Raw genomic sequence first — 19,194 nt, 5'->3', positions numbered from 1 at the left:
TCCATGAAAATTGACTGGTTGGTGCAAAGTCAGCCTACTCCTGCTTTCTGATAGCGCTCACTTCGTCAACGCAAAAAAGGCTCCCGCCGAAACGGGAGCCTTTTTCATTATTCAAGCGTATGAGCCGTAGGGCTGGCTTAGTACATGCCGCCCATGCCACCCATGCCGCCCATGCCGCCCATGTCGGGCATGGCAGGAGCCGCGCTCTTGGGTTCGGGCTTTTCAGCAATGGCGCATTCGGTGGTCAGCAGCAGGGAAGCCACGGAAGCGGCGTTCTGCAGGGCCGTGCGGGTAACCTTTTTGGGGTCGATAACGCCAGCCTTGATGAGGTCTTCGTATTCGCCGGTGGCGGCGTTGAAGCCGAAGCCGTCCTTGCCCTGGCGAACCTTTTCGACCACGATGGAGCCTTCAAAGCCGGCATTGTGGGCGATCTGGCGCAGGGGTTCTTCAATGGAACGGCGGATGATGTTCACGCCAGCAAGTTCGTCGTCGTCGGCGGGCTTGATGTCGTTCAGCACCTTGGAAACGCGGATCAGCGCAGTGCCGCCGCCAGGCACGATGCCTTCTTCAACGGCAGCGCGGGTGGCGTTCAGGGCGTCTTCAACGCGGTCTTTCTTTTCCTTCATTTCCACTTCGGTGGCAGCGCCCACATGCACAACGGCCACGCCGCCCACGAGCTTGGCCAGGCGTTCCTGGAGCTTTTCGCGGTCGTAGTCGGAGGTGCTGTCTTCGATCTGGGCGCGGATCTGCTTCACGCGGGCCTTGATGTCGTCGCCCTTGCCAGCGCCGTCAACGATGGTGGTGTTTTCTTTGTCGATGACGATGCGCTTGGCGGTGCCAAGTTCGGCAAGGGTCATGTTTTCAAGCTTGGAGCCGGTGTCGTCAGAAGCCACCTGGCCGCCGGTCAGCACGGCGATATCCTGAAGCATGGCCTTGCGGCGGTCGCCGAAGCCGGGGGCCTTCACGGCCACAACCTGCAGGGCGCCGCGCAGCTTGTTGACCACCAGAGTGGCAAGGGCTTCGCCTTCCACGTCTTCGGCGATGATCATGAGCGGACGGTTCACCTTGGCAACCTGTTCAAGCACGGGCAGCATGTCTTTCATGCTGGAGATTTTCTTCTCGGTGCAGAGGATGTAAGGATTGTCCATTTCGCAGACCATCTTTTCGGTGTTGGTCACGAAATAGGGGGAGAGGTAGCCACGGTCAAAGCGCATGCCTTCCACCACGTCCATGGTGGTTTCCAGACCCTTGGCTTCCTCAACGGTGATCACGCCTTCCTTGCCCACTTTGGACATGGCTTCGGCGATGATGTTGCCGATGGTGGCGTCAGAGTTGGCGGAAATGGTGCCGATCTGGGCAATTTCCTTCTGGTCGCGGGTGGGCTTGGCCAGGTTGGACAGCTCGGCGATCAGGGCTTCAACAGCCTTGTCCACGCCGCGCTTGATGGCCATGGGGTTGCGGCCGGCGGCCACAAGCTTGGTGCCTTCGCGGTAGATGGCCTGGGCCAGAATGGTGGCGGTGGTGGTACCGTCGCCAGCGGCGTCAGAGGTCTTGGAGGCCACTTCCTTGACGAGCTGGGCGCCCATGTTTTCGAACTTGTCGGTCAGTTCGATTTCCTTGGCCACGGTCACGCCGTCCTTGGTGATGACGGGAGCGCCGAAGGACTTTTCAATGGCGACATTGCGGCCCTTGGGGCCAAGGGTCACTTTAACGGCATTGGCGAGCTTGTCGACGCCACGGGCAAGTTTTTCACGGGCTTTAACGTCAAAAAGAATTTCTTTAGCGGACATTGGAAATTTTCCTCCTGAAATATAATTCGGCAGCAGTGGGAGTTAGTCAATAATGGCGAGAATGTCTTCTTCGCGCATCACAAGGTGATCAACGCCGTCCAGCTTGACTTCGGTGCCAGCATACTTGTTGAACAGCACCATGTCGCCCGCTTTCACAGCTAGAGCGACGCGTTCGCCATTTTCCCCAGCCTTGCCGGGACCGGCAGCAACAACCTGACCCTTGGAAGGCTTTTCCTTGGCCGTATCAGGGATAAACAGGCCACCGGCGGTCTTTTCTTCGGATTCAAGGCGTTTGACCAGCACACGGTCGTTAAGGGGCTTCAGCTTCATGACGTCAAATCCTCCCGGAAATGATATTATTATTGTCCATTTAGGACGCAGCAGCGGCCGCATCGCTGTGGCCGCGCTGGAAATATTGCGCGTTATGAACCGAAGCCAGTTACACTTCGCTTCAGTTCCGCACCGGCATAGAAATAAGACGCGCTCGGAGCTTGAAAAGGGGTTTGGACTGATTTTTTTACTTTTTTTTTGTAAAAAAATAAAAAATCAAACAAATCAAGCATGTTGAGTTTGGCCCCGCTCCGGATGCCTTTTTCTCTGCGGTGTAACCGCGCTCAATACTTTGGGCAAGGAGCACTACCGGAGGCAGAGCGCGCAGTCAAGCTCGACTTGCCCTGATGCTGTTTTCTTATTCGTGCCTCGGCCCATGCAAAGTCAGCACAGGCAGGGGCATGTGCCCAGCCTGGACTGCGCCTCGCGGCGAAGTTCCTTCACATAGGCTCTGTTGTTTTGCAGATAAAAGGCCAGTGCGCGGGCAAAATCTTTTTTCAGCAGGCCCTCAAGAATGAGAGTGCTGATTTCCCGTTCGAGTGAGAGCAGGGCGTGCATGCCAATGACAATGCGCCGTTCCTCTTGCGGCAGAGCGCACAGCTTGCGCCAGAATACCTCCCGGGCGCGGGGCTGATAATACCACATGTACATCATGTCCAGAAGGTGCGTTACTATTTGCCGTGCTGCTGCGCGGTCTTTGCCGTACAGCATGCGCCAGTATTCCGCAGGGTCTTGCAGCATTGTTTCAAGGTCTTTGCTGGGGAACAGCAGTTCCTGCCGGGCCAGGCTTTTGTATATCTGCGTAAACTTGCTGTCGTAATCACATTGCCGCATGCGCAGATACATGTTGCGGTCGGCAAAACCTTCAATGATGGATGCCACCATGTCGGACGAACATTTGGAAACAATGGCCGCGCAGTTCTGCATCAGGTTTATGGGATCAGGCAGGTGCATCGCGGTAAAGCAGAGCAGCAAGCCTTGCCCCATGACCATGGAAAGCGGAATGGAAAGCGCGCTGCGAAAGAGGTTGCCGACAATGGCTTCCTTGGGCAGGCCACGGTAAATGTTGTGCCCTGAAATATAGGCGCTGTTGATCATGGCTATGACCGTATAGACCGCAAGCGCGTTGTCCTGCACCGTCAAGCCCATGAAGTCCTGCAAGAGCCACAGGCGCACCACGACCTCAAGCAGCGGAACGGATATGCCCGTGTAAAACAGTGAATCAGCCATGCGGCTCCAGCTCACATAGCGTTTCCACGGCACAAGCACAGAGCGGGTAAAGGCCCCACCGCCCACAACAGCCTGCCCCACGTTGCGCACCGCTGTAATGGCAAACCATATAAGCGCGCCAAACCATGTGAGCACCCACCAGCCGTCCACATAGCTAAAGGCCCACTGCGCGGGCAAAAAACCTGCCAGGATTTTGAGAACATTGACAATGTCGCTGTTCATGTATTCGGGCGACCAGAAAGGGATTTCCCCTTTTTCCGGGCCGGGCGTCTGCTGCATTTCGCGGTTCACGCCCTTGGCGTCAACACCGCCCAGGGTCACAAGGTTGCCGTCATGGCCCACGCTGGTGGTATTTTTTTCAAGGCCCCAACCGCGCACCCGGTGGCAGCCCAGATTGCCAAGGCCGGGAACGTGCCTGAGCAGGCGCTGCCACCATGGTTGCGGCTGCGCTGGCTCATGGTAATGCGTGAAGCGGTAAATATCCGTATGCACGGGCAGGGTGAGGCGCAGGGCATTGTCTTCGCGGCGCAGAACAGCGCGGGCCTTGGGGGGCAGCGTTTCCACAAACACAAGCCCCATGCCGTGGGTGTGGTGCGAGCGGCTGGTGGAGTCCGTGCCAATGCGCGAACCCAGCGGCGAAAGCGCATAAAATTCCTGCAGCTGCGGTATATGCCCCAGTATCTCCTGAAACAGAGGCATACGCGGGGAATCTTTGGGTTCCTTGCTGATAATGCTGCGGATGACCTGCTTGAGCCTCGGGGTGCTGCCCTCGTTGACGGCCCTTTGCAGTGTGTTGATTTCTTCCACGTGAGCAAGCTGACCGGCTGTCCACTCGCGCAGGTTAAAAAGCTCAAGGTGGGTAATGCGCCCACGGCCCAGCCACAGCAGTTCCAGCACGTCTTGTTCCGTCAGTCCGGCAAGATTGAGCACAATCTGGCAGGGATGCAGCGGATAGATGTTTTCCAGCAGAAATTCCGGCGACTGCTGCAAAATAGCGGGCAAATCCTTGTGCGGTTTGTAAGGGAACACGATCTCCGGGTTGGCCTCCGGGCCGAGCCAGTCTTCGCGCAGCATGTCGGGCACCATGTCGGTCAGTTCCGTCAAACTTTCGCGCAGTTTGGCCGCCCGTGCGGGGTTTGTTTCCGCAGTCAGGGCCTCGCGCAGGCGTTCGCCGCGCAACTGCCGCATGGGCTCCAGATGATGATAAATAAATTCGGCAAGATGCAGCGAGGACGGCTGCTTTTGACCCACATAGGCAAGAAAAGCCTCTTCCTTGATAGGCTCCGGCGCGGGCATATCCCAGCGGGCAGCCAGCGAGGCGGCGTGCCTCTCGTTCCAGGCCCGCAGGAGCTTGAGCACGTAGGCGCGCATCCAGTCGTTGACGGGCGCGTACTTGCGTAGCGCGTCTGTGATGTCCTTGCGGTGCAGCAGGTTGTCAAAAGCTCTGGAAGTTTCGGTATTGAGCGGCGACCATGTAAATTCCACCAGTTTGTCGCGGAACGTGGCCTTGAACTCAATGCCGATGCGCACCGTAATGTCCATGATGCGCGCAGCGCGCAACAGTTCCTGGGCAGCTTCGGGGTCAACGGTATTATAGTAGATCACCGTCAAAAAGCGGATGCCCTTGATCCACGCATCCATGACCAGATGGGTGGGATTTTTGCGCCCCTTGGTGTTGGCGTCGTGCACGTGGTGGTCAAAGGCGTGCTGATTCCATTCCTCCGGCATTTCAAGCAGGTGGTATTTGCGCAGCAATGCCCGCACAATGCGCGGCGTGCCGCGCACGGCCTGATGAAATTCGTGCGCGAGGGGCAACTGGTGGCTGGCATCGTTATGTGAGCGCACGAGGTCTTTCATGATCTGCACCAGCACGCGCGCTGTATTGTTTTGCAGCGAAGAATGTGTGGAGTACAGAACCTCGTCGTGCAAGCGGCGCAGAGCCTGCAATCTCTCGCTGGGGCCGCCGGCCTCCAGGCTTTCCAGCAGCACGATGACGGCGCTGGCAAGGCGCAGGCCGTGCGAAGAGGTCATTTCAATAATGCCGTGGGGGTGCAGGCCCGGTTCGGGCTGACGCAGGGCGTGATCCTGGGCGCGGGCGTCCACAAAGGCGTTCACCATCTGGATGAGCTTGTGGTCCTGCCTGTCGAACAGCAATGAAGAAAACTTCCGGTGCGCGTGTTCGCGCCCACCGGTTGAGAAACCGTTGGTAGTGGTACTTGTAGAACTGAGCATGTATAATGTCGGGAAAAAGTGCTTAAAGATATTTGCAGCGGCTGCATGCCCTGCAAGCTGACCGTATCAAGATATGATGCAGTGCAAGTGCGCGAAAGTCCAGCGTCATGTTTCTGCCAGCGGGCATGCGCTCATGCGCATTGATAAAAAAGCCATACTGCCGTTAAATGGCAAAAAGCAGTCTCCTGCACGGATGTCCGCTCTAACCCGTTACCTTGGAGGATATATGTACCAGCAAACCAATGAACTGGCCGGGGGGCATGTGTTCGCCTCGGCTCAGGAAATGATGGACTGGCTTGAAAAGGCCATGACTGACAATATCCGAAATAACAAGGATCAATACCGGTTTGAGGCTGATCCCTACGCCTATGTGGTCAACTATGCCGCTGCCGCCGGGCTTGAACTCGACGATGCGCAACTGGGCGACATGCAGCGGCGTGTCGCCCAGTGGGCAGAGCAGCGCTTTGCCGAGACTATGATGGAAGAATAGCTGTCTTTTCTTTTACTGCTGGCTGCTGCGGTGATTGCAATGCAAAGCGCGGGAGATGATCAAAAAATTCAGGTGGTTTGCACTGATGTTTGCCGACAGCAGTCAGCAATGTTTCGTTGATAACAAATTTTAATCCGTTACTGAAAGCTGATGGTGCAGGTTGTATTGATATGTCAGTTGCAGTATTTCAGAATGTTACGCAAAACCGTACACAGTAAATGTAATTATTTTACTGAGGTTATAAAAATTTTATGTGCAATGGTTACATTTTGGGGTTGCCAAACGCGCATAAATTGATGAAGGTGCTGGGGGTAATTTTCTTTACGGCAAACGCAAGGGAATATGGCTTGTGAATATGGTTTTTTGTATATGAAGTCATTGTTTGGACTGCTCAGAACGCAAATTGAAGAACGTCCAACTCGAGCAATATTTTTGCTTTGGTCTTTATCACTTCCTGTTGCTGCATTATTTTCACTGCTTGTAGCATTGCACTGGCGTTCAGAGCGTTTGTCAGTTGCAATTGATGAAGCAGAATATTCTCTGTCGCAACGTGTTCAGCGCGTTGCTGAAATGGCAGATCTTAAATTTGATACAATAAAAAAACTTACCGTACTTCTGGCTACAGATTCGCGCATTATTTCCGCTCTGAAGGGAGAAGGGGATTTTGCGGAATGCACCCGCTACCTGCAGAGCGTGGGGGACACTCTCCGGCTGCACCGTGCGTTCCTGCTTGACAAAAACGGCGTGTGCGTTGCTTCCAACGATGCCGGGATGCCCAAAAATCTCCTTGGCGTTAATCTTGCCGACCGTGATTATTTTATCCGCGCCATGGCTGGCGAAAGTTCCGTGCAGTTTGTTGTAGGGCGGGTTTCAACAATTCCCGGTTTTCATTTTTCCGCGCCTGTCAGCGGGCCTGATGGCTACCTTGGCGTGGCTGTGCTCAAGGTTGATACGGACACGCTTGCGCAGCAGCTTTACCTGCCCACGGGTTTTGTTACGGACAAGGCGGGTGTGGTGGTGCTCTCCGATTCACCGGGGAACATGCTGCGCGTGGTGCCTGGCGAGAGTGCCGCCTCGCTTGCCCCGGGCAAGAGTCTGCTCCGCTATCAGCGAGAAAGTCTTGAACCCGTGTATCTGCGTAAAGTGGATGTGGACGGCTACGATGCATGGGAGCTCAGCCCCGGTGGCCCGCCCTACTTGTGCAAGACGGTACGCATAAGTAAAGAAGGGCTCAGCGTGTACGGCTTTGAGAACCTTGCACCTCTGCTGGCTGACCTTGCGGAAAACTTCCGCATGCATCTTGCCACCACGTTTATTTTTTTTGTGCTTGGTTTTGCGGTCATAATCGGTACCACCGTGAACCTGCTGCGCGACAGATATCTGCGCAAAACCTTGCAAAAACTTAATGATACCTTGCGGGTTCAGGCGCAGCATGATTCCCTGACAGGGCTGCTCAACCGCAGGATGTTTGATGAAATGGCCGAGGCGTGGTTTGCCCAGACATTGCGGCTTGGCGTACCTTTTTCGCTGGTGCTGTTTGACATCGATCATTTCAAGCGGCTGAATGATGCTTTCGGGCATCAGGCCGGCGACCATGTTCTGCGCGAAATCGCCAGATGTGTGAGCATCCGCCTGTCCCGCAGGGGCGACAGGGTTTTTCGCATTGGTGGAGAGGAATTTGCCGTGCTGGCCAGCGCGGCAGAGGAGCGGCAGATCGTTTCCCTCATGGAAAAGATCCGAAAAACAGTGGAGGATATGCGCCTCCAGCATCCCGATGGGGCCGACAAGGTCGTAACCATCTCTTTGGGCGGCTTGCTGGTGCGAAGCTGTTGCGATATGTCGTTTGACGAAGCGTTCAAAAGGGCGGACGAAGCATTGTACAGCGCCAAGGCTCAGGGGCGCAACCGAAGCGTATTGGCAGGCAGTTGCGGCGCTGAGGAGAATAAGGACTGTTTGATACGTCCTCATTTCTGACACAGCACATTTATGCGCTCTCCATTACGAAGTTTTTCGTGCTCAAGTTTCCAGGTTCACGCTGATAATCCATATAGTTGCAATCATGCTAGACGCAACGGCGTAATGTTCTTCTTTTTTATGTTGACTTTGAATTTCAATTTCATAAAATACAGCCTGTCGCCCCAATCGGGCCTCACTGTTTACCGCCGCAAAGGCATACAGGAGAACAGGTAAAATGTATAACCGTTTTGGAACAACGCAGGAAATGATGATCCAGACCGTTCAGGAAAATGGAACGGAGGCCGTGCTGGCCATCGACAGCAGGGGTCTGTATCTGACCACCGCCCAGTTTGTGGGGCGCCCCATTGCCGACCGCAACCGCTATAGTGGTGTGCGTAAAGAGGTGCCGCAGAGGCTTGCCGCCCTCAGGCTGGATGTGGAAGCTCTGGTGGCCGCAAACCAGCACCGCATTCAGGTGGAGACCGTCTCCTCCAAGAAGGTCAACCCCCTCAAGGCCTCCAAGCGTGGTTCCAAGGGCTAGGCTGGAGCAACTGCCAAGTTTGCAACTATCCATACTCCAGAACAGGATGTGGCTGAAAATGCCCAACTGCTCAGGTTGACGCCACAGGCCGAAATTTTACGGCTGTATACCAGCGTCCGTTGTTGATACGATTGCCCGTACAGGGTTCCGTTCAACAACGGGCGCTGTTGCTTCAATCTCGCCGGAATTTTTATTGCGCCAGCCTTGCAGGGGAGGGGCAGAGGGGGGCTGCATTGCCCGAGCGCCCATGCCTTGCGCCCTGTGTACTTTTTCCGTAGGCTTTATTCATGTCGAAAACACGTGAAATTTATATATGCTCTTCTTGTGGCTCACAAACCATGCAGTGGCGTGGGCAATGCCCCAACTGCCATGAGTGGAATACGCTCCAGGCGGCTGTGCAGCCCAAATCCGCCCCCGGTGGCAACAGGCCCCGCGCTGCCACGGATTCTTCCAGCCGACCCATTGCCTTGCGCGATGTGGAAGATGCCGGGCATGCGCCCTACGGCAGCGGCCTGAAAGCCCTTGACCGCGTGCTGGGCAAGGGCCTTGTGCCCGGTGCGGCCATTCTTGTGGGCGGCGAGCCGGGCATCGGCAAATCAACCCTTCTGCTCCAGGTGGCGGGGCTTGTTGCGGCGCAGGGCAGGCGCGTTCTTTACGCCAGCGGCGAGGAATCCCTGCCGCAGATCAAGGGCCGGGCCGAGCGGCTTGGCATGCTGGATCATAATCTGATGGCCATCGCCACCTCCCGCGTGGAGGACGTGCTCGAAGCTGCCAATGCCGCGCCGCCAGCCCTGCTGGTGGTGGATTCGGTGCAGACCCTCACAAGTCTTGAGGCCGATGGCCTGCCGGGCAATGTCAGTCAGGTGCGGGCCGTGGCTACCACCTTGCTTGAGGCCTGCCGCCGCCTGTCATGCACCCTGATTCTGGTGGGGCACGTGACCAAGGACGGTGTGCTGGCTGGCCCCCGCCTGCTGGAACACATGGTGGACACCGTTATTTCGCTTGAGGGCGACCGCCGCCAGATGTTCCGCCTGTTGCGCGTGTTCAAAAACCGCTTTGGCCCCAATGAGGAACTGTTGGTTTTTCGCATGGAAGCCTCGGGCATGCAGATTGTGGACGATCCCTCCACGTTTTTTCTGGGTCAGCGCGATCCTTCGCTATCCGGCACTGCCGTGGTCATGGCCGTAGACGGGCAGCGCCCGCTGGCAGTGGAGGTGCAGGCCCTTGTTTCCCGTACTTTTCTGAGTATTCCGCGTCGCGCGGCCCTTGGTTTTGACGTGGCCCGCCTGCATTTGCTGCTGGCTGTGCTGGAAAAAAGGCTCAAGCTCAACTTTGGTCAGGTGGATATTTACGCCAAGGTGGGCGGCGGCATGAAGCTGAGCGAGCCGGGGCTTGATCTGGCGCTGGTGGCTGCGGTGCTTTCGTCGTATTATGATGTTCCGCTGCCGGAAAAGAGCGTGCTGTGGGGCGAGGTTGATCTCAACGGGCAGGTGCGGCCCGTATCCGCGCAGGATTTGCGCCTTACGCAGGCGCGGCGGCTGGGCTTTGATCCCATTGTCCACCCGGCTGTGGAGCAGGGCGGCATCAGCACCATAGCCGCCTTGCAGCAAAAACTGTTTCATCGCAAGTAAAGGCGGCGGTTATGGGCCTTGAGATTGAACGCAAATATCTGCATGTGAATCTGCAAAGCCTGCGGCAGGCGCTTGTGGACAGCGGGGCGCACTGCCTTGGCGCGCATTTTGAGTGCAACTGGGTGTTTGACACTGCCCAGGGAGCGCTGGTCACAGGTGGCAAACTGCTGCGTTTGCGCAGTCAGGAATGGCAGGACAAAACGCGCCACCTGATCACGCTCAAGCTGCCCGCCACGGAAGACGGCGGCTTCAAGGTGCGCGAGGAGCGCGAAACGGAAGTTGTCGATGGCGCGGCCTTGCGGGGTATTCTGGAAGGGCTGGGCTATACGGTGGCGGCCCGGTACGAAAAAGTTCGCGAGCCATGGCGCATGGACACCGTGGAAGTGGAGCTGGACGCGCTGCCCTTTGCCCAGGTGGTTGAACTGGAAGGCCGGGCGCAGGATATTGCAAGGGTCGAGAAGCGTCTGAACCTTGACAATGCCGAAATAAGCATCAAAAGTTATCATGAGCTGCATCAGGAATGGTTGCGGCAAAACAACAAGCCGAAACAGCTTTCCTTTGTGTTTGACGAAGCGCAGAGGGCGCACTGGCGCACAGTGCTGGGCCTGACCGACAAGGCCGATGTCAACACGGATTCATCGCGGCAGAGCTGAAACGTCTTGGGAGCCATGCATGTCTTTTATCCCCGACAATCAAACCAGCGGCGACAGCCGCGTAATCGTGGAAAAAAAACTCAAGGAACCGGATCGCTACCGGGTGCTCCTGCACAATGACGACTATACAAGCATGGAGTTTGTGGTGTCTGTACTGTGCGGCATTTTCCACAAAACCGCCGAAGAAGCCACGGCCATCATGCTGGCGGTACACCAGCGCGGGGTAGGCCAGTGCGGCATATACACCCTTGAAATAGCCGAGGCCAAGGTTCGGCGTGTGCACAACACGGCGCGGGCGGCAGGGTATCCCCTTAAATGCACCATGGAAAAAATCCATTGAGATAAGCCTATGTTGAGTAAAAATGTTCAGTTGGTCATTCGGGACGCCCTCATGGAAGCCCACCGGCGACGGCATGATCTGTTGACTGTGGAGCATGTGCTATTTGCGCTGACCAACAGCATGAAGGGGCGCATCATTCTTGAGGGCAGCGGGGCAAGCGTGCCCGTGCTGCGCGAGCAGCTTGAGGAATTTTTCAACAAGGAACTGGAACCCGTTTCCCTGGCGGAAAAGCACGAAGTCTCGCAGACAGACAGCGTGCAGCGCGTGCTTGAACGCGCGCTGGAGCATATCCGCTCCTCCGGGCGTGATGCTGTGGAGCTTGGCGACCTGCTCATTTCCATCATGGATGAGGAGGAAAGCTACGCCCACTTCTATCTGCGCAAACAGGGCGTTGAACGGCTGGACGTGCTGACTTTTATTTCGCACGGGCTTGATGAAGGTTCCGGTTCGCGCGGCGTGGAAGCCGGGGCCGAAGCCGGGGATGGCGAAGCCAAGGCAGACCCCCTGGCCCAGTATACCGTTGAACTTACGGCCCGTGCCAGGGAAGGCAAGATTGACCCCCTCGTGGGGCGCACTGCGGAGCTTGACCGCGCGGTTGAAGTTCTGTGCCGCCGCCGCAAGAACAACCCCCTCTTTGTGGGCGACCCCGGCGTTGGCAAAACAGCCCTGGCCGAGGGCCTTGCCCTGCGCATTGTGGAAGGCAACGTGCCTGAAATGTTTGCCAAAACAAAGCTCTATGCCCTTGATATGGGCCTTCTGCTTGCAGGCACCCGCTACCGGGGCGACTTTGAAGGGCGCCTCAAGGCCGTGGTGCAAAAGCTCAAGGAGCAGCCCGACTGCATCCTGTTTATTGACGAGATCCACACCATCGTGGGGGCTGGTTCCACCTCTGGCGGCTCGCTTGATGCGTCCAACCTGCTCAAGCCCGTGCTCGCCAATGGCGAAATCCGCTGCATTGGTTCCACCACCTACGAGGAATACCGCAACCATTTTGAAAAAGACCGCGCGCTGGCCCGCCGGTTCCAGCGCATTGACCTTACCGAGCCGACCACGGAAGAATGCCTTGGCATTCTTGAAGGGCTTGAGCCGCGTTATGCGCAGTATCACCACGTGCGTTACAGCCCTGCGGCCCTCAAGGCCATGGTGGATCTTACCGCGCGCCATGTGCGCGACCGCCTGCTGCCCGACAAGGCCATTGACGTGCTGGACGAAACTGGCGCAGCAGTGCGTCTGGGCCGTGGCGTAACGCCTGCCGGAAAGCCTGCCAAAAAGAGCGGCAAGGACGCCCCGCTGGTAGGAGTGCCCGATGTGGAACGCATTGTGGCCCGCATGGCGGGAATACCCGTGCGCACTGTCTCCGGCAAGGAACGCAACAAGCTGGCAACGCTTGAGAAAGACCTCAAAAGTCTTGTGTTCGGGCAGGAAAAAGCCATTGAGCTGACCGTGCGCGCCATTCTGCGCGCCCGCGCCGGGCTTGGGCAGGAGCAGCGCCCCGCTGGGGCCTTCCTTTTCTACGGGCCTACGGGCGTGGGTAAAACGGAAGTGGCCCGCAGCCTTGCCAAACTCATGGGCGTGGAGTTTCTGCGCTACGACATGAGCGAATACATGGAGAAGCACTCTGTTTCGCGGCTCATCGGCGCCCCTCCAGGCTATGTGGGCTTTGATCAGGGCGGGCTCATGACCGAGGCCGTGCGCAAGGCTCCGTATTCCGTGGTGCTGCTGGACGAAGTGGAAAAGGCCCACCCGGATATCTTCAACGTGCTGCTCCAGGTGATGGATTACGCTACGCTGACGGACAACACCGGGCGCAAGACGGACTTTTCGCACGTTATCCTTATCATGACCTCCAATGCCGGGGCCTTTGAAATGTCGCGGCCCGCCATGGGCTTTGGCGGCACGGCCCCGCAGGATGCGGCGCACAAGGGCCTCAAGGCTGTGGAAAACACCTTCAGCCCTGAATTCCGCAACCGGCTGGACGCGCTTGTTCCCTTTGGCAGCCTCACAGAACCCATGATGTTGCGCATTGTGGACAAGTTTGTGGGCGAAATCCGCACCAGCCTTGAGCAGCGCGGCGTAACGCTTACACTTACGGAGACCGCCCGCAAGTGGCTGGCCCGCAAGGGTTTTGATCCCTCCATGGGGGCGCGGCCTCTGCGCCGTCTGCTGCGCACGGAGCTGGAAGACCGTCTGGCGCACGAACTGCTCTTTGGTTCGCTCAAAAAGGGCGGCAGCGCAAAGCTGACAGTCAAGGGCGAAGAACTGGCCCTTGAACATGAGGGCAGCGCGGCAAAAAGCCGTAAGCCGGTGTCTGTAGACGCCTGATTATATGCACAAAGGCGGGCCGGGGCTGTTGCCGAATGCGGCAGTCCCGGCCCGTTTGCGTTGACGCTGTTTTCAAGGGCATCCGCCCCATCCCCCAAATATTCAAATGGTACTCTGTCGGCAAAGGACGCTATGATCGGGGCATTTACAGCACTGGCCTCTCAATTTCCGCCGCCGGAATCAGCCCGTGAAGACGGCTTGCTGTGTCTGGGCGGCGATCTGCGTCCAGAACGTCTGGTTGCTGCCTACAGCCGTGGGATTTTTCCCTGGTACTCCAAGGGAATGCCCATCCTTTGGTGGTCGCCGGATCCCCGCTGCGTCATGCCCCTTGAGGGCTTTCGTTTGCCTGCGCGCAGCGCGCGCAAACTGCGCCTGCATCCTTTTGAGCTGACCCACAACGCCGCTTTCGGGCGGGTTATCCGCGCCTGCGCAGCACCAAGGGACAAGGAGGGCGGCACCTGGATTATTGACGACATGATGCGCGCTTACGAAGACCTGCACGCCCTTGGCTATGCCCATTCCATTGAGGCCTGGCGCGATGGCGAACTGGTGGGCGGTCTGTACGGCGTGGCGCTTGGACGGGCCTTTTTTGGCGAATCCATGTTTCACACCCAGCCCGAAGCCTCGCGGGCCGCACTGGCAGGGCTTGTGGCCCTGCTGCGCCAGCGTGGAGCAACCCTGCTTGACTGCCAGCAGGAAACGCCGCACATCATGCGCATGGGCGGCGTGATGCTCCCGCGCGCAGTTTTTCAGGCCGAACTTGAGCGCGCCCTTGCCTCGCAAACGCAAACAGGCGCTGTGCAAAGTTGCGCAACGCCTGAAATGGCTGGAAGCGGTCTGCCGTTTCCGTGGCTGCCCTGGGGAGTTGTGTACAGTTATTCCCCGGACGGCTTCTGGGCGGCCAGATCGTAAAAACCATAGGCCGGGAAGGGCAGTGGGTAGTCGCGCACCGCGTCAAAGCGGATGAAGCCCGTGGTCTTGCCTTCGCCAATGCCTGCCAAGGGCGCAACGCCAAAGGGCACGGGCAGATCAAGCGGGCAGACCGTGATTTTTTCAATCTGGTCGGCATAGCGCTTTTCAAGGTATTCCACCAGCGCGTGGCTTTCTTCAGCGGTGAAGGATTCAAGCACGCAGCGCAGGGCGGCTTCTTCCGTAGCGCCTTGCAGCACTTCTGCCGGAACGGAAGGGTCAGCCGGGGCCACAAGGCCAAGACCCTTGATGGCTTCCACTTCGGCATCAGTTGCGCCGGGGCGGAAAATCTGCACGTCCAGATGGCGACAGCCCTTGAAGGTGCTGAGGGTTGCGGCCACAATGAAAACCCGGTCGATGGGCAGATCTATCTGAGAAGGTACGAAGATTTTTTCCATGGCAATTCCCGTTCGTTATTGATGTAATCCTGTCCTCTTACTCCAAAACATAATATTATGGAAGATAATCCGGTTATCCCATTCAGCCTTGAAACGGCATACACCCCCACGGGCGACCAGCCCACGGCCATTGACGCCCTGGTGGACAATCTTCAGGCCGGGGTTCCCTCCCAGGTTTTGCTGGGCGTTACAGGCTCCGGCAAAACCTTTACCATGGCTAACGTCATTGCCCGCTGCAACCGCCCGGCGCTGGTTCTGGCCCCCAACAAAACACTGGCAGCACAGCTTTACGGCGAGTTCCGGGGGCTGTTTCCGCGCAATGCCGTGGAATATTTTGTCAGCTATTACGACTATTACCAGCCGGAGGCCTATGTTCCGGCTTCCGATACCTATATTGAAAAAGATTCGTCCATCAACGACAATATTGACAAGCTGCGCCATGCCGCCACTCACGCCCTGCTGACCCGGCGCGATGTGATCATTGTGGCTTCGGTTTCGTGCATTTACGGCCTTGGCTCGCCGGAATATTACGCCAAGATGGTCATTCCCGTTGAGGTGGGACAGCACTTCCCCATGGACAAGCTCATCACCCGTTTGGTGGAAGTGCACTACGAACGCAACGATTACGACTTCCACCGTGGTACCTTCCGCGTGCGCGGCGATGCCCTTGAAATCATTCCCGCCTACCATCACGAGCGGGCGCTGCGGCTGGAATTTTTTGGCGACGACATCGACCTCATGCGCGAGATTGACCCCCTCACGGGCGAGGTGCTGGCCGAGGTAAGCAAAACCGTGCTGTACCCTGCCAGCCACTTTGTTTCCGCGCAGGACAACCTCAAGCGGGCTGCCAGCGACATACGCGATGAGCTGGCGGTGCGGCTCGCCTATTTCAAGGAGCACGGGCAACTTGTGGAGGCCCAGCGCATTGAGCAGCGCACCCAGCTTGACCTCGAAATGATTGAAGAACTGGGCTACTGCAACGGCATTGAAAACTACACCCGCCACCTCGACGGCCGCAAGCCGGGCGAGCCGCCGTCCTGTCTGCTCAACTATTTTCCCGAAGATTTTCTGCTTTTTGTGGACGAATCTCACATCACCATTCCGCAGGTGGGCGGCATGTACAAGGGCGACCGCTCGCGCAAGCAGACCCTTGTGGACTACGGCTTCCGCCTGCCCTCGGCTCTGGATAACCGCCCCCTCCAGTTCAACGAGTTCACCAACCTGCTCAATCAGGTAGTTTACGTGTCGGCCACGCCCGGCAAGTACGAGCTGGATCAGGCTCAGGGCATTGTGGCGGAGCAGATCATCCGCCCCACGGGGCTTGTGGATCCGGTGGTGGAGGTGCGCCCCACCAAGGGCCAGATGGAAAACCTGCTGGGCGAATGCCGGGGCAAGGTCACGCTGGGTGAGAGGGTGCTGGTCACCACCCTTACCAAACGCATGGCGGAAGACCTCACCGAATACTGCTGCAACATGGGCGTGCGGGCGCGCTACCTGCATTCGGATATTGATACGCTTGAGCGCATGCAGATCATCCGCGCGCTGCGGCTTGGGGAATTTGACGTGCTGGTGGGCATCAACCTGCTGCGCGAGGGGCTGGACATCCCCGAAGTGTCGCTTGTGTGCATTCTGGATGCGGACAAGGAGGGTTTTTTGCGCTCCACGGGTTCGCTTATTCAGACCTTTGGCCGCGCCGCGCGTAACGCGCAGGGCAAGGTCATTCTGTATGCGGACAAGATCACTGATTCCATGCGCGCCGCCATGGGCGAAACCGAGCGCCGCCGCGCCAAGCAGTCGGCCTACAATGAAGAGCACGGCATCACGCCCACGAGCACCCGCAAATCGCTTGAATCGCCACTGGATAGTCTGTATGTGGAAGATGGCGGCGGACGCGGGCGCGGCAAGGGCAAGGGCAAACAGCGCGAGGCAGATGCCGTGCCGCTGACAGCCGAGGATGTTGCTGTTCTTGTTGCCAAGCTTGAAAAGGAAATGCGTCAGGCGGCCCGCGATCTGGAATTTGAACAGGCCGCAGAGCTGCGTGACCGCATCCGCATTTTGCGGGCCAGGCTTATCGCCATGCCCGAATAGACAGGGGCGCTTGCCCCTGTGAGCAGTGCCGCCGCAAAGCCCGTAAACCAAACAGGGACACGGCGGCTGACCATAAAAAAGGTTTTTTCATGTCGCAGAATTCACGCAATGGCAGGCAGGAGCAGAACAGCCTCTTTGCCACTGGCCCCGCTGGCGGCCCAAGCAGCGAGGAACGCAACCGCGCCCGCTGGCTGGCCGCCGAACTGGAGCGCCACAATTATCTGTATCACACGCAGGATGCGCCGGAAATTTCGGACGACCAGTTTGACGCGCTGTTCCATGAGCTCGCAGCGCTGGAAGACCGCTGGCCCGAGCTGCGTTCTGCCCATTCGCCCACCCTGCGCGTGGGCGGCAAGCTGCTGGACGGCCTCGCCAAAAAAAGCCACAGCCGTCAGATGTACGGTCTGGACAACGTCTTTTCTGTGGAAGAGTGGCGCGATTTTGTGGAGCGTATGCGCCGCGCATGGGATACGGAAGTCAACGGCCCCCTGCCGCAGGCCTTCTGGTGTGATCCCAAGCTTGACGGCCTCGCGCTGGAAATCATCTATGCGAATGGCGTGTTGCAGGAAGCTCTGACGCGCGGCGATGGCGAAGTGGGTGAAGTCGTCACCGAGGCCGTGCGCACCATCCGCACCGTGCCTCTGCATCTCAGGGGCGAAGGGCCGTTTCCCGCGCGGCTTGAAGTACGCGGCGAAGTGGTGATGTTTAAAAAGGATTTTGACGCCCTCAACGCCCGGCAGGAATCCCTGGGGCAAAAGACCTTTGCCAATCCGCGCAATGCCGCCGCCGGGACTCTGCGTCAGCTTGATATCTCGGTTACGGAATCGCGCCCCCTGCGTTTTCTTGCTTACAGCCTCGGTGATGCACAGTGGGCCCCGGCGCAGCCCTGCCGCCTGCATTCGGATCTGATGGCCCGTCTTAGGGAATACGGCTTTCTTACGCCGCCAAACGGCAAGCTCTGTGCGAATCCGCAGGATGTAGAAGAATATGTGAACTGGGTGCGCGAGAACAGGCCGGAATTTGCTATGGAAATTGACGGTGCCGTGGCAAAGCAGAACGACCTTGAAGCCCAGGAGGCGCTCGGCTTTACGGCGCGCGCGCCGCGTTTTGCCGTGGCCTTCAAGTTTCCGGCCATGCAGGCGCAGACCTTACTTGAGGGCATAGAAATTCAGGTGGGCCGCACAGGGGCGCTTACGCCTGTGGCCATGCTTGCGCCTGTGGCTGTGGGGGGGGTCATGGTTTCGCGCGCAACCCTGCATAATGAGGATGAAATCCGCGCGCGCGACGTGCGCGTGGGCGATACCGTCATTGTGCAGCGCGCGGGCGATGTTATCCCCGAAGTGGTCGGCCCGGTGCTGGATAAACGGCCCGCAGGCGCTGAACCTTATCAGTTTCCCCGCACATGCCCGGCCTGTGGGCAACCTGTGTACCGCGAAGAAGGCGAGGCTGCCTGGCGGTGCGAGAATCTGGCTTGCCCCGCCATCCGGCTGCGCTCCATAACCCACTTTGTTTCCAAGGCCGGGCTTGATATTCAGGGCGTGGGGCAAAAGTGGATCGAGCAGCTTGTGACCAGCGGACGCGTACAGTCGCCAGCCGATCTGTTCAGCCTCACCGTGCAGGAGCTGCTGGGCTTTGAACGCATGGGCGAGGTGCTGGCGCAAAAGTTTGTGGATTCGCTGGAAAGCGCCCGGCACACCGCGACCCTGCAAAGGCTTATCAGCGCCCTTGGCATCCGCCACGTGGGCGAGCAGACGGCCCGCACCTTGGCGGCGCGCTTTGCCGATCTGGACGAACTGGAAAATGCTACGGTGGAAAGCCTGCTGGCCCTGCCCGATGTGGGGCCGGAAGTGGCTTCGTCCATACGCAACTTCTTTGACAGCCCAGCCAACCGCGAGCAGCTTGCGCGGCTCAAGGAGAACGGCCCGTGGCCCAAGGGCGCAGATTCGGCTCAGGGCACGCAAACCCTTGCCGAAGGGCCGCTGGCTGGCAAAACCATTCTCTTTACGGGCACCATCAGCGTGCCGCGTGGCACGGCGCAAAAGTGGGCCGAGGCCGCCGGGGCTGTTCCACTTGGTGCTGTCAGCAAGAAGCTGGACTATCTGGTTGCGGGCGAAAAGGCGGGCAGCAAACTGGACAAGGCGCGCTCCCTTGGCGTAACCGTGCTGGATGAAACGGAATTCAAAAACCTGTTGCGTGAATCCGGCATTGAGCCGGAATAACGGAA

General features: G+C 58.1%; 14 protein-coding genes. 10 read left to right on the top strand and 4 right to left on the bottom strand.

The annotated features are described in order from the left end of the window. Positions 1 to 137 precede the first annotated feature (137 nt). From groL to JMF94_RS07740, 3 genes are all read right to left on the bottom strand, one after another. Positions 138 to 1,790 carry a chaperonin GroEL gene (groL, locus tag JMF94_RS07750; protein WP_192112017.1) on the bottom strand — a complete coding sequence of 551 codons (1,653 nt, stop codon included), beginning with the start codon at positions 1,788 to 1,790 and terminating at the stop codon, positions 138 to 140. A 42-nt stretch (positions 1,791 to 1,832) separates the two neighbouring features. Continuing rightward, positions 1,833 to 2,120 (bottom strand): co-chaperone GroES, encoded by a 288-nt coding sequence (gene groES, locus JMF94_RS07745; protein WP_022659228.1) that lies wholly within the window; start codon positions 2,118 to 2,120, stop codon positions 1,833 to 1,835. A gap of 384 nt (positions 2,121 to 2,504) precedes the next feature. Next, positions 2,505 to 5,582, bottom strand: a complete 3,078-nt coding sequence (locus tag JMF94_RS07740) for a hypothetical protein (RefSeq protein ID WP_240824562.1) — start codon at positions 5,580 to 5,582, stop codon at positions 2,505 to 2,507. A 226-nt stretch (positions 5,583 to 5,808) separates the two neighbouring features. On the opposite strand from JMF94_RS07740, the gene JMF94_RS07735 reads away from it, so the two are divergent. The 8 genes from JMF94_RS07735 (at position 5,809) to aat (ending at position 14,427) form a co-directional block, all read left to right on the top strand. After that, the gene (locus tag JMF94_RS07735) at positions 5,809 to 6,072 is read left to right on the top strand and encodes a hypothetical protein (protein ID WP_240824561.1); all 264 of its coding nucleotides are present in this window, start codon (positions 5,809 to 5,811) and stop codon (positions 6,070 to 6,072) included. A gap of 570 nt (positions 6,073 to 6,642) precedes the next feature. Continuing rightward, positions 6,643 to 8,046 carry a diguanylate cyclase gene (locus tag JMF94_RS07730; RefSeq protein WP_240824560.1) on the top strand — a complete coding sequence of 468 codons (1,404 nt, stop codon included), beginning with the start codon at positions 6,643 to 6,645 and terminating at the stop codon, positions 8,044 to 8,046. A gap of 217 nt (positions 8,047 to 8,263) precedes the next feature. Further along, positions 8,264 to 8,569: a hypothetical protein gene (locus tag JMF94_RS07725; RefSeq protein ID WP_240824559.1), complete on the top strand. Its 306-nt coding sequence runs from the start codon at positions 8,264 to 8,266 to the stop codon at positions 8,567 to 8,569. 287 nt (positions 8,570 to 8,856) lie between these two features. After that, entirely contained in the window at positions 8,857 to 10,200 is a 1,344-nt protein-coding gene (gene radA / locus JMF94_RS07720) for a DNA repair protein RadA (protein WP_192112012.1), read from the top strand. An 11-nt stretch (positions 10,201 to 10,211) separates the two neighbouring features. Next, positions 10,212 to 10,853 carry a class IV adenylate cyclase gene (locus JMF94_RS07715; RefSeq protein ID WP_240824558.1) on the top strand — a complete coding sequence of 214 codons (642 nt, stop codon included), beginning with the start codon at positions 10,212 to 10,214 and terminating at the stop codon, positions 10,851 to 10,853. Between the two features lie 19 nt (positions 10,854 to 10,872). Next, complete coding sequence (gene clpS, locus JMF94_RS07710) at positions 10,873 to 11,193, top strand: ATP-dependent Clp protease adapter ClpS (protein WP_022659235.1); 321 nt, start codon at positions 10,873 to 10,875, stop codon at positions 11,191 to 11,193. A gap of 9 nt (positions 11,194 to 11,202) precedes the next feature. Continuing rightward, entirely contained in the window at positions 11,203 to 13,515 is a 2,313-nt protein-coding gene (gene clpA, locus JMF94_RS07705; protein ID WP_240824557.1) for an ATP-dependent Clp protease ATP-binding subunit ClpA, read from the top strand. A gap of 132 nt (positions 13,516 to 13,647) precedes the next feature. Next, a complete protein-coding gene (gene aat, locus JMF94_RS07700; RefSeq protein WP_240824556.1) occupies positions 13,648 to 14,427 on the top strand; it encodes a leucyl/phenylalanyl-tRNA--protein transferase in 780 nt (259 codons plus the stop codon). Here the strand turns inward: aat and JMF94_RS07695 are convergent. Continuing rightward, positions 14,391 to 14,882, bottom strand: a complete 492-nt coding sequence (locus tag JMF94_RS07695; protein ID WP_240824555.1) for a hypothetical protein — start codon at positions 14,880 to 14,882, stop codon at positions 14,391 to 14,393. The two genes, aat and JMF94_RS07695, sit on opposite strands and share 37 nt — an antisense overlap. A 57-nt stretch (positions 14,883 to 14,939) precedes the next feature. Here JMF94_RS07695 and uvrB point away from each other — a divergent pair, with 57 nt between their 5' ends. Both uvrB and ligA read left to right on the top strand, forming a co-directional pair. Further along, positions 14,940 to 16,970 carry an excinuclease ABC subunit UvrB gene (gene uvrB / locus JMF94_RS07690; RefSeq protein ID WP_240824554.1) on the top strand — a complete coding sequence of 677 codons (2,031 nt, stop codon included), beginning with the start codon at positions 14,940 to 14,942 and terminating at the stop codon, positions 16,968 to 16,970. 89 nt (positions 16,971 to 17,059) lie between these two features. Beyond that, positions 17,060 to 19,189, top strand: a complete 2,130-nt coding sequence (gene ligA, locus JMF94_RS07685; RefSeq protein WP_240824553.1) for an NAD-dependent DNA ligase LigA — start codon at positions 17,060 to 17,062, stop codon at positions 19,187 to 19,189. Positions 19,190 to 19,194 lie beyond the last annotated feature (5 nt).

This window comes from Desulfovibrio sp. UIB00 (genome assembly GCF_022508225.1).
Taxonomy (GTDB): Bacteria; Desulfobacterota; Desulfovibrionia; order Desulfovibrionales; family Desulfovibrionaceae; genus Desulfovibrio.
The sequence above is the reverse complement of the archived record's forward strand: the minus strand, read 5'-3'. Positions and strand labels throughout refer to the sequence as shown.

What these genes read in the sequence shown, in the direction of transcription:
- uvrB (WP_240824554.1), top strand. Translation starts at nt 14,940, where the DNA reads ATGGAAGATAATCCGGTTATCCCATTCAGCCTTGAAACGGCATACACC.
- JMF94_RS07730 (WP_240824560.1), top strand. Translation starts at nt 6,643, where the DNA reads ATGGCAGATCTTAAATTTGATACAATAAAAAAACTTACCGTACTTCTG.
- JMF94_RS07740 (WP_240824562.1), bottom strand. Translation starts at nt 5,582, where the DNA reads ATGCTCAGTTCTACAAGTACCACTACCAACGGTTTCTCAACCGGTGGG.
- JMF94_RS07715 (WP_240824558.1), top strand. Translation starts at nt 10,212, where the DNA reads ATGGGCCTTGAGATTGAACGCAAATATCTGCATGTGAATCTGCAAAGC.
- JMF94_RS07735 (WP_240824561.1), top strand. Translation starts at nt 5,809, where the DNA reads ATGTACCAGCAAACCAATGAACTGGCCGGGGGGCATGTGTTCGCCTCG.
- groL (WP_192112017.1), bottom strand. Translation starts at nt 1,790, where the DNA reads ATGTCCGCTAAAGAAATTCTTTTTGACGTTAAAGCCCGTGAAAAACTT.
- groES (WP_022659228.1), bottom strand. Translation starts at nt 2,120, where the DNA reads ATGAAGCTGAAGCCCCTTAACGACCGTGTGCTGGTCAAACGCCTTGAA.
- clpA (WP_240824557.1), top strand. Translation starts at nt 11,203, where the DNA reads ATGTTGAGTAAAAATGTTCAGTTGGTCATTCGGGACGCCCTCATGGAA.
- ligA (WP_240824553.1), top strand. Translation starts at nt 17,060, where the DNA reads ATGTCGCAGAATTCACGCAATGGCAGGCAGGAGCAGAACAGCCTCTTT.
- JMF94_RS07725 (WP_240824559.1), top strand. Translation starts at nt 8,264, where the DNA reads ATGTATAACCGTTTTGGAACAACGCAGGAAATGATGATCCAGACCGTT.
- JMF94_RS07695 (WP_240824555.1), bottom strand. Translation starts at nt 14,882, where the DNA reads ATGGAAAAAATCTTCGTACCTTCTCAGATAGATCTGCCCATCGACCGG.
- aat (WP_240824556.1), top strand. Translation starts at nt 13,648, where the DNA reads ATGATCGGGGCATTTACAGCACTGGCCTCTCAATTTCCGCCGCCGGAA.
- radA (WP_192112012.1), top strand. Translation starts at nt 8,857, where the DNA reads ATGTCGAAAACACGTGAAATTTATATATGCTCTTCTTGTGGCTCACAA.
- clpS (WP_022659235.1), top strand. Translation starts at nt 10,873, where the DNA reads ATGTCTTTTATCCCCGACAATCAAACCAGCGGCGACAGCCGCGTAATC.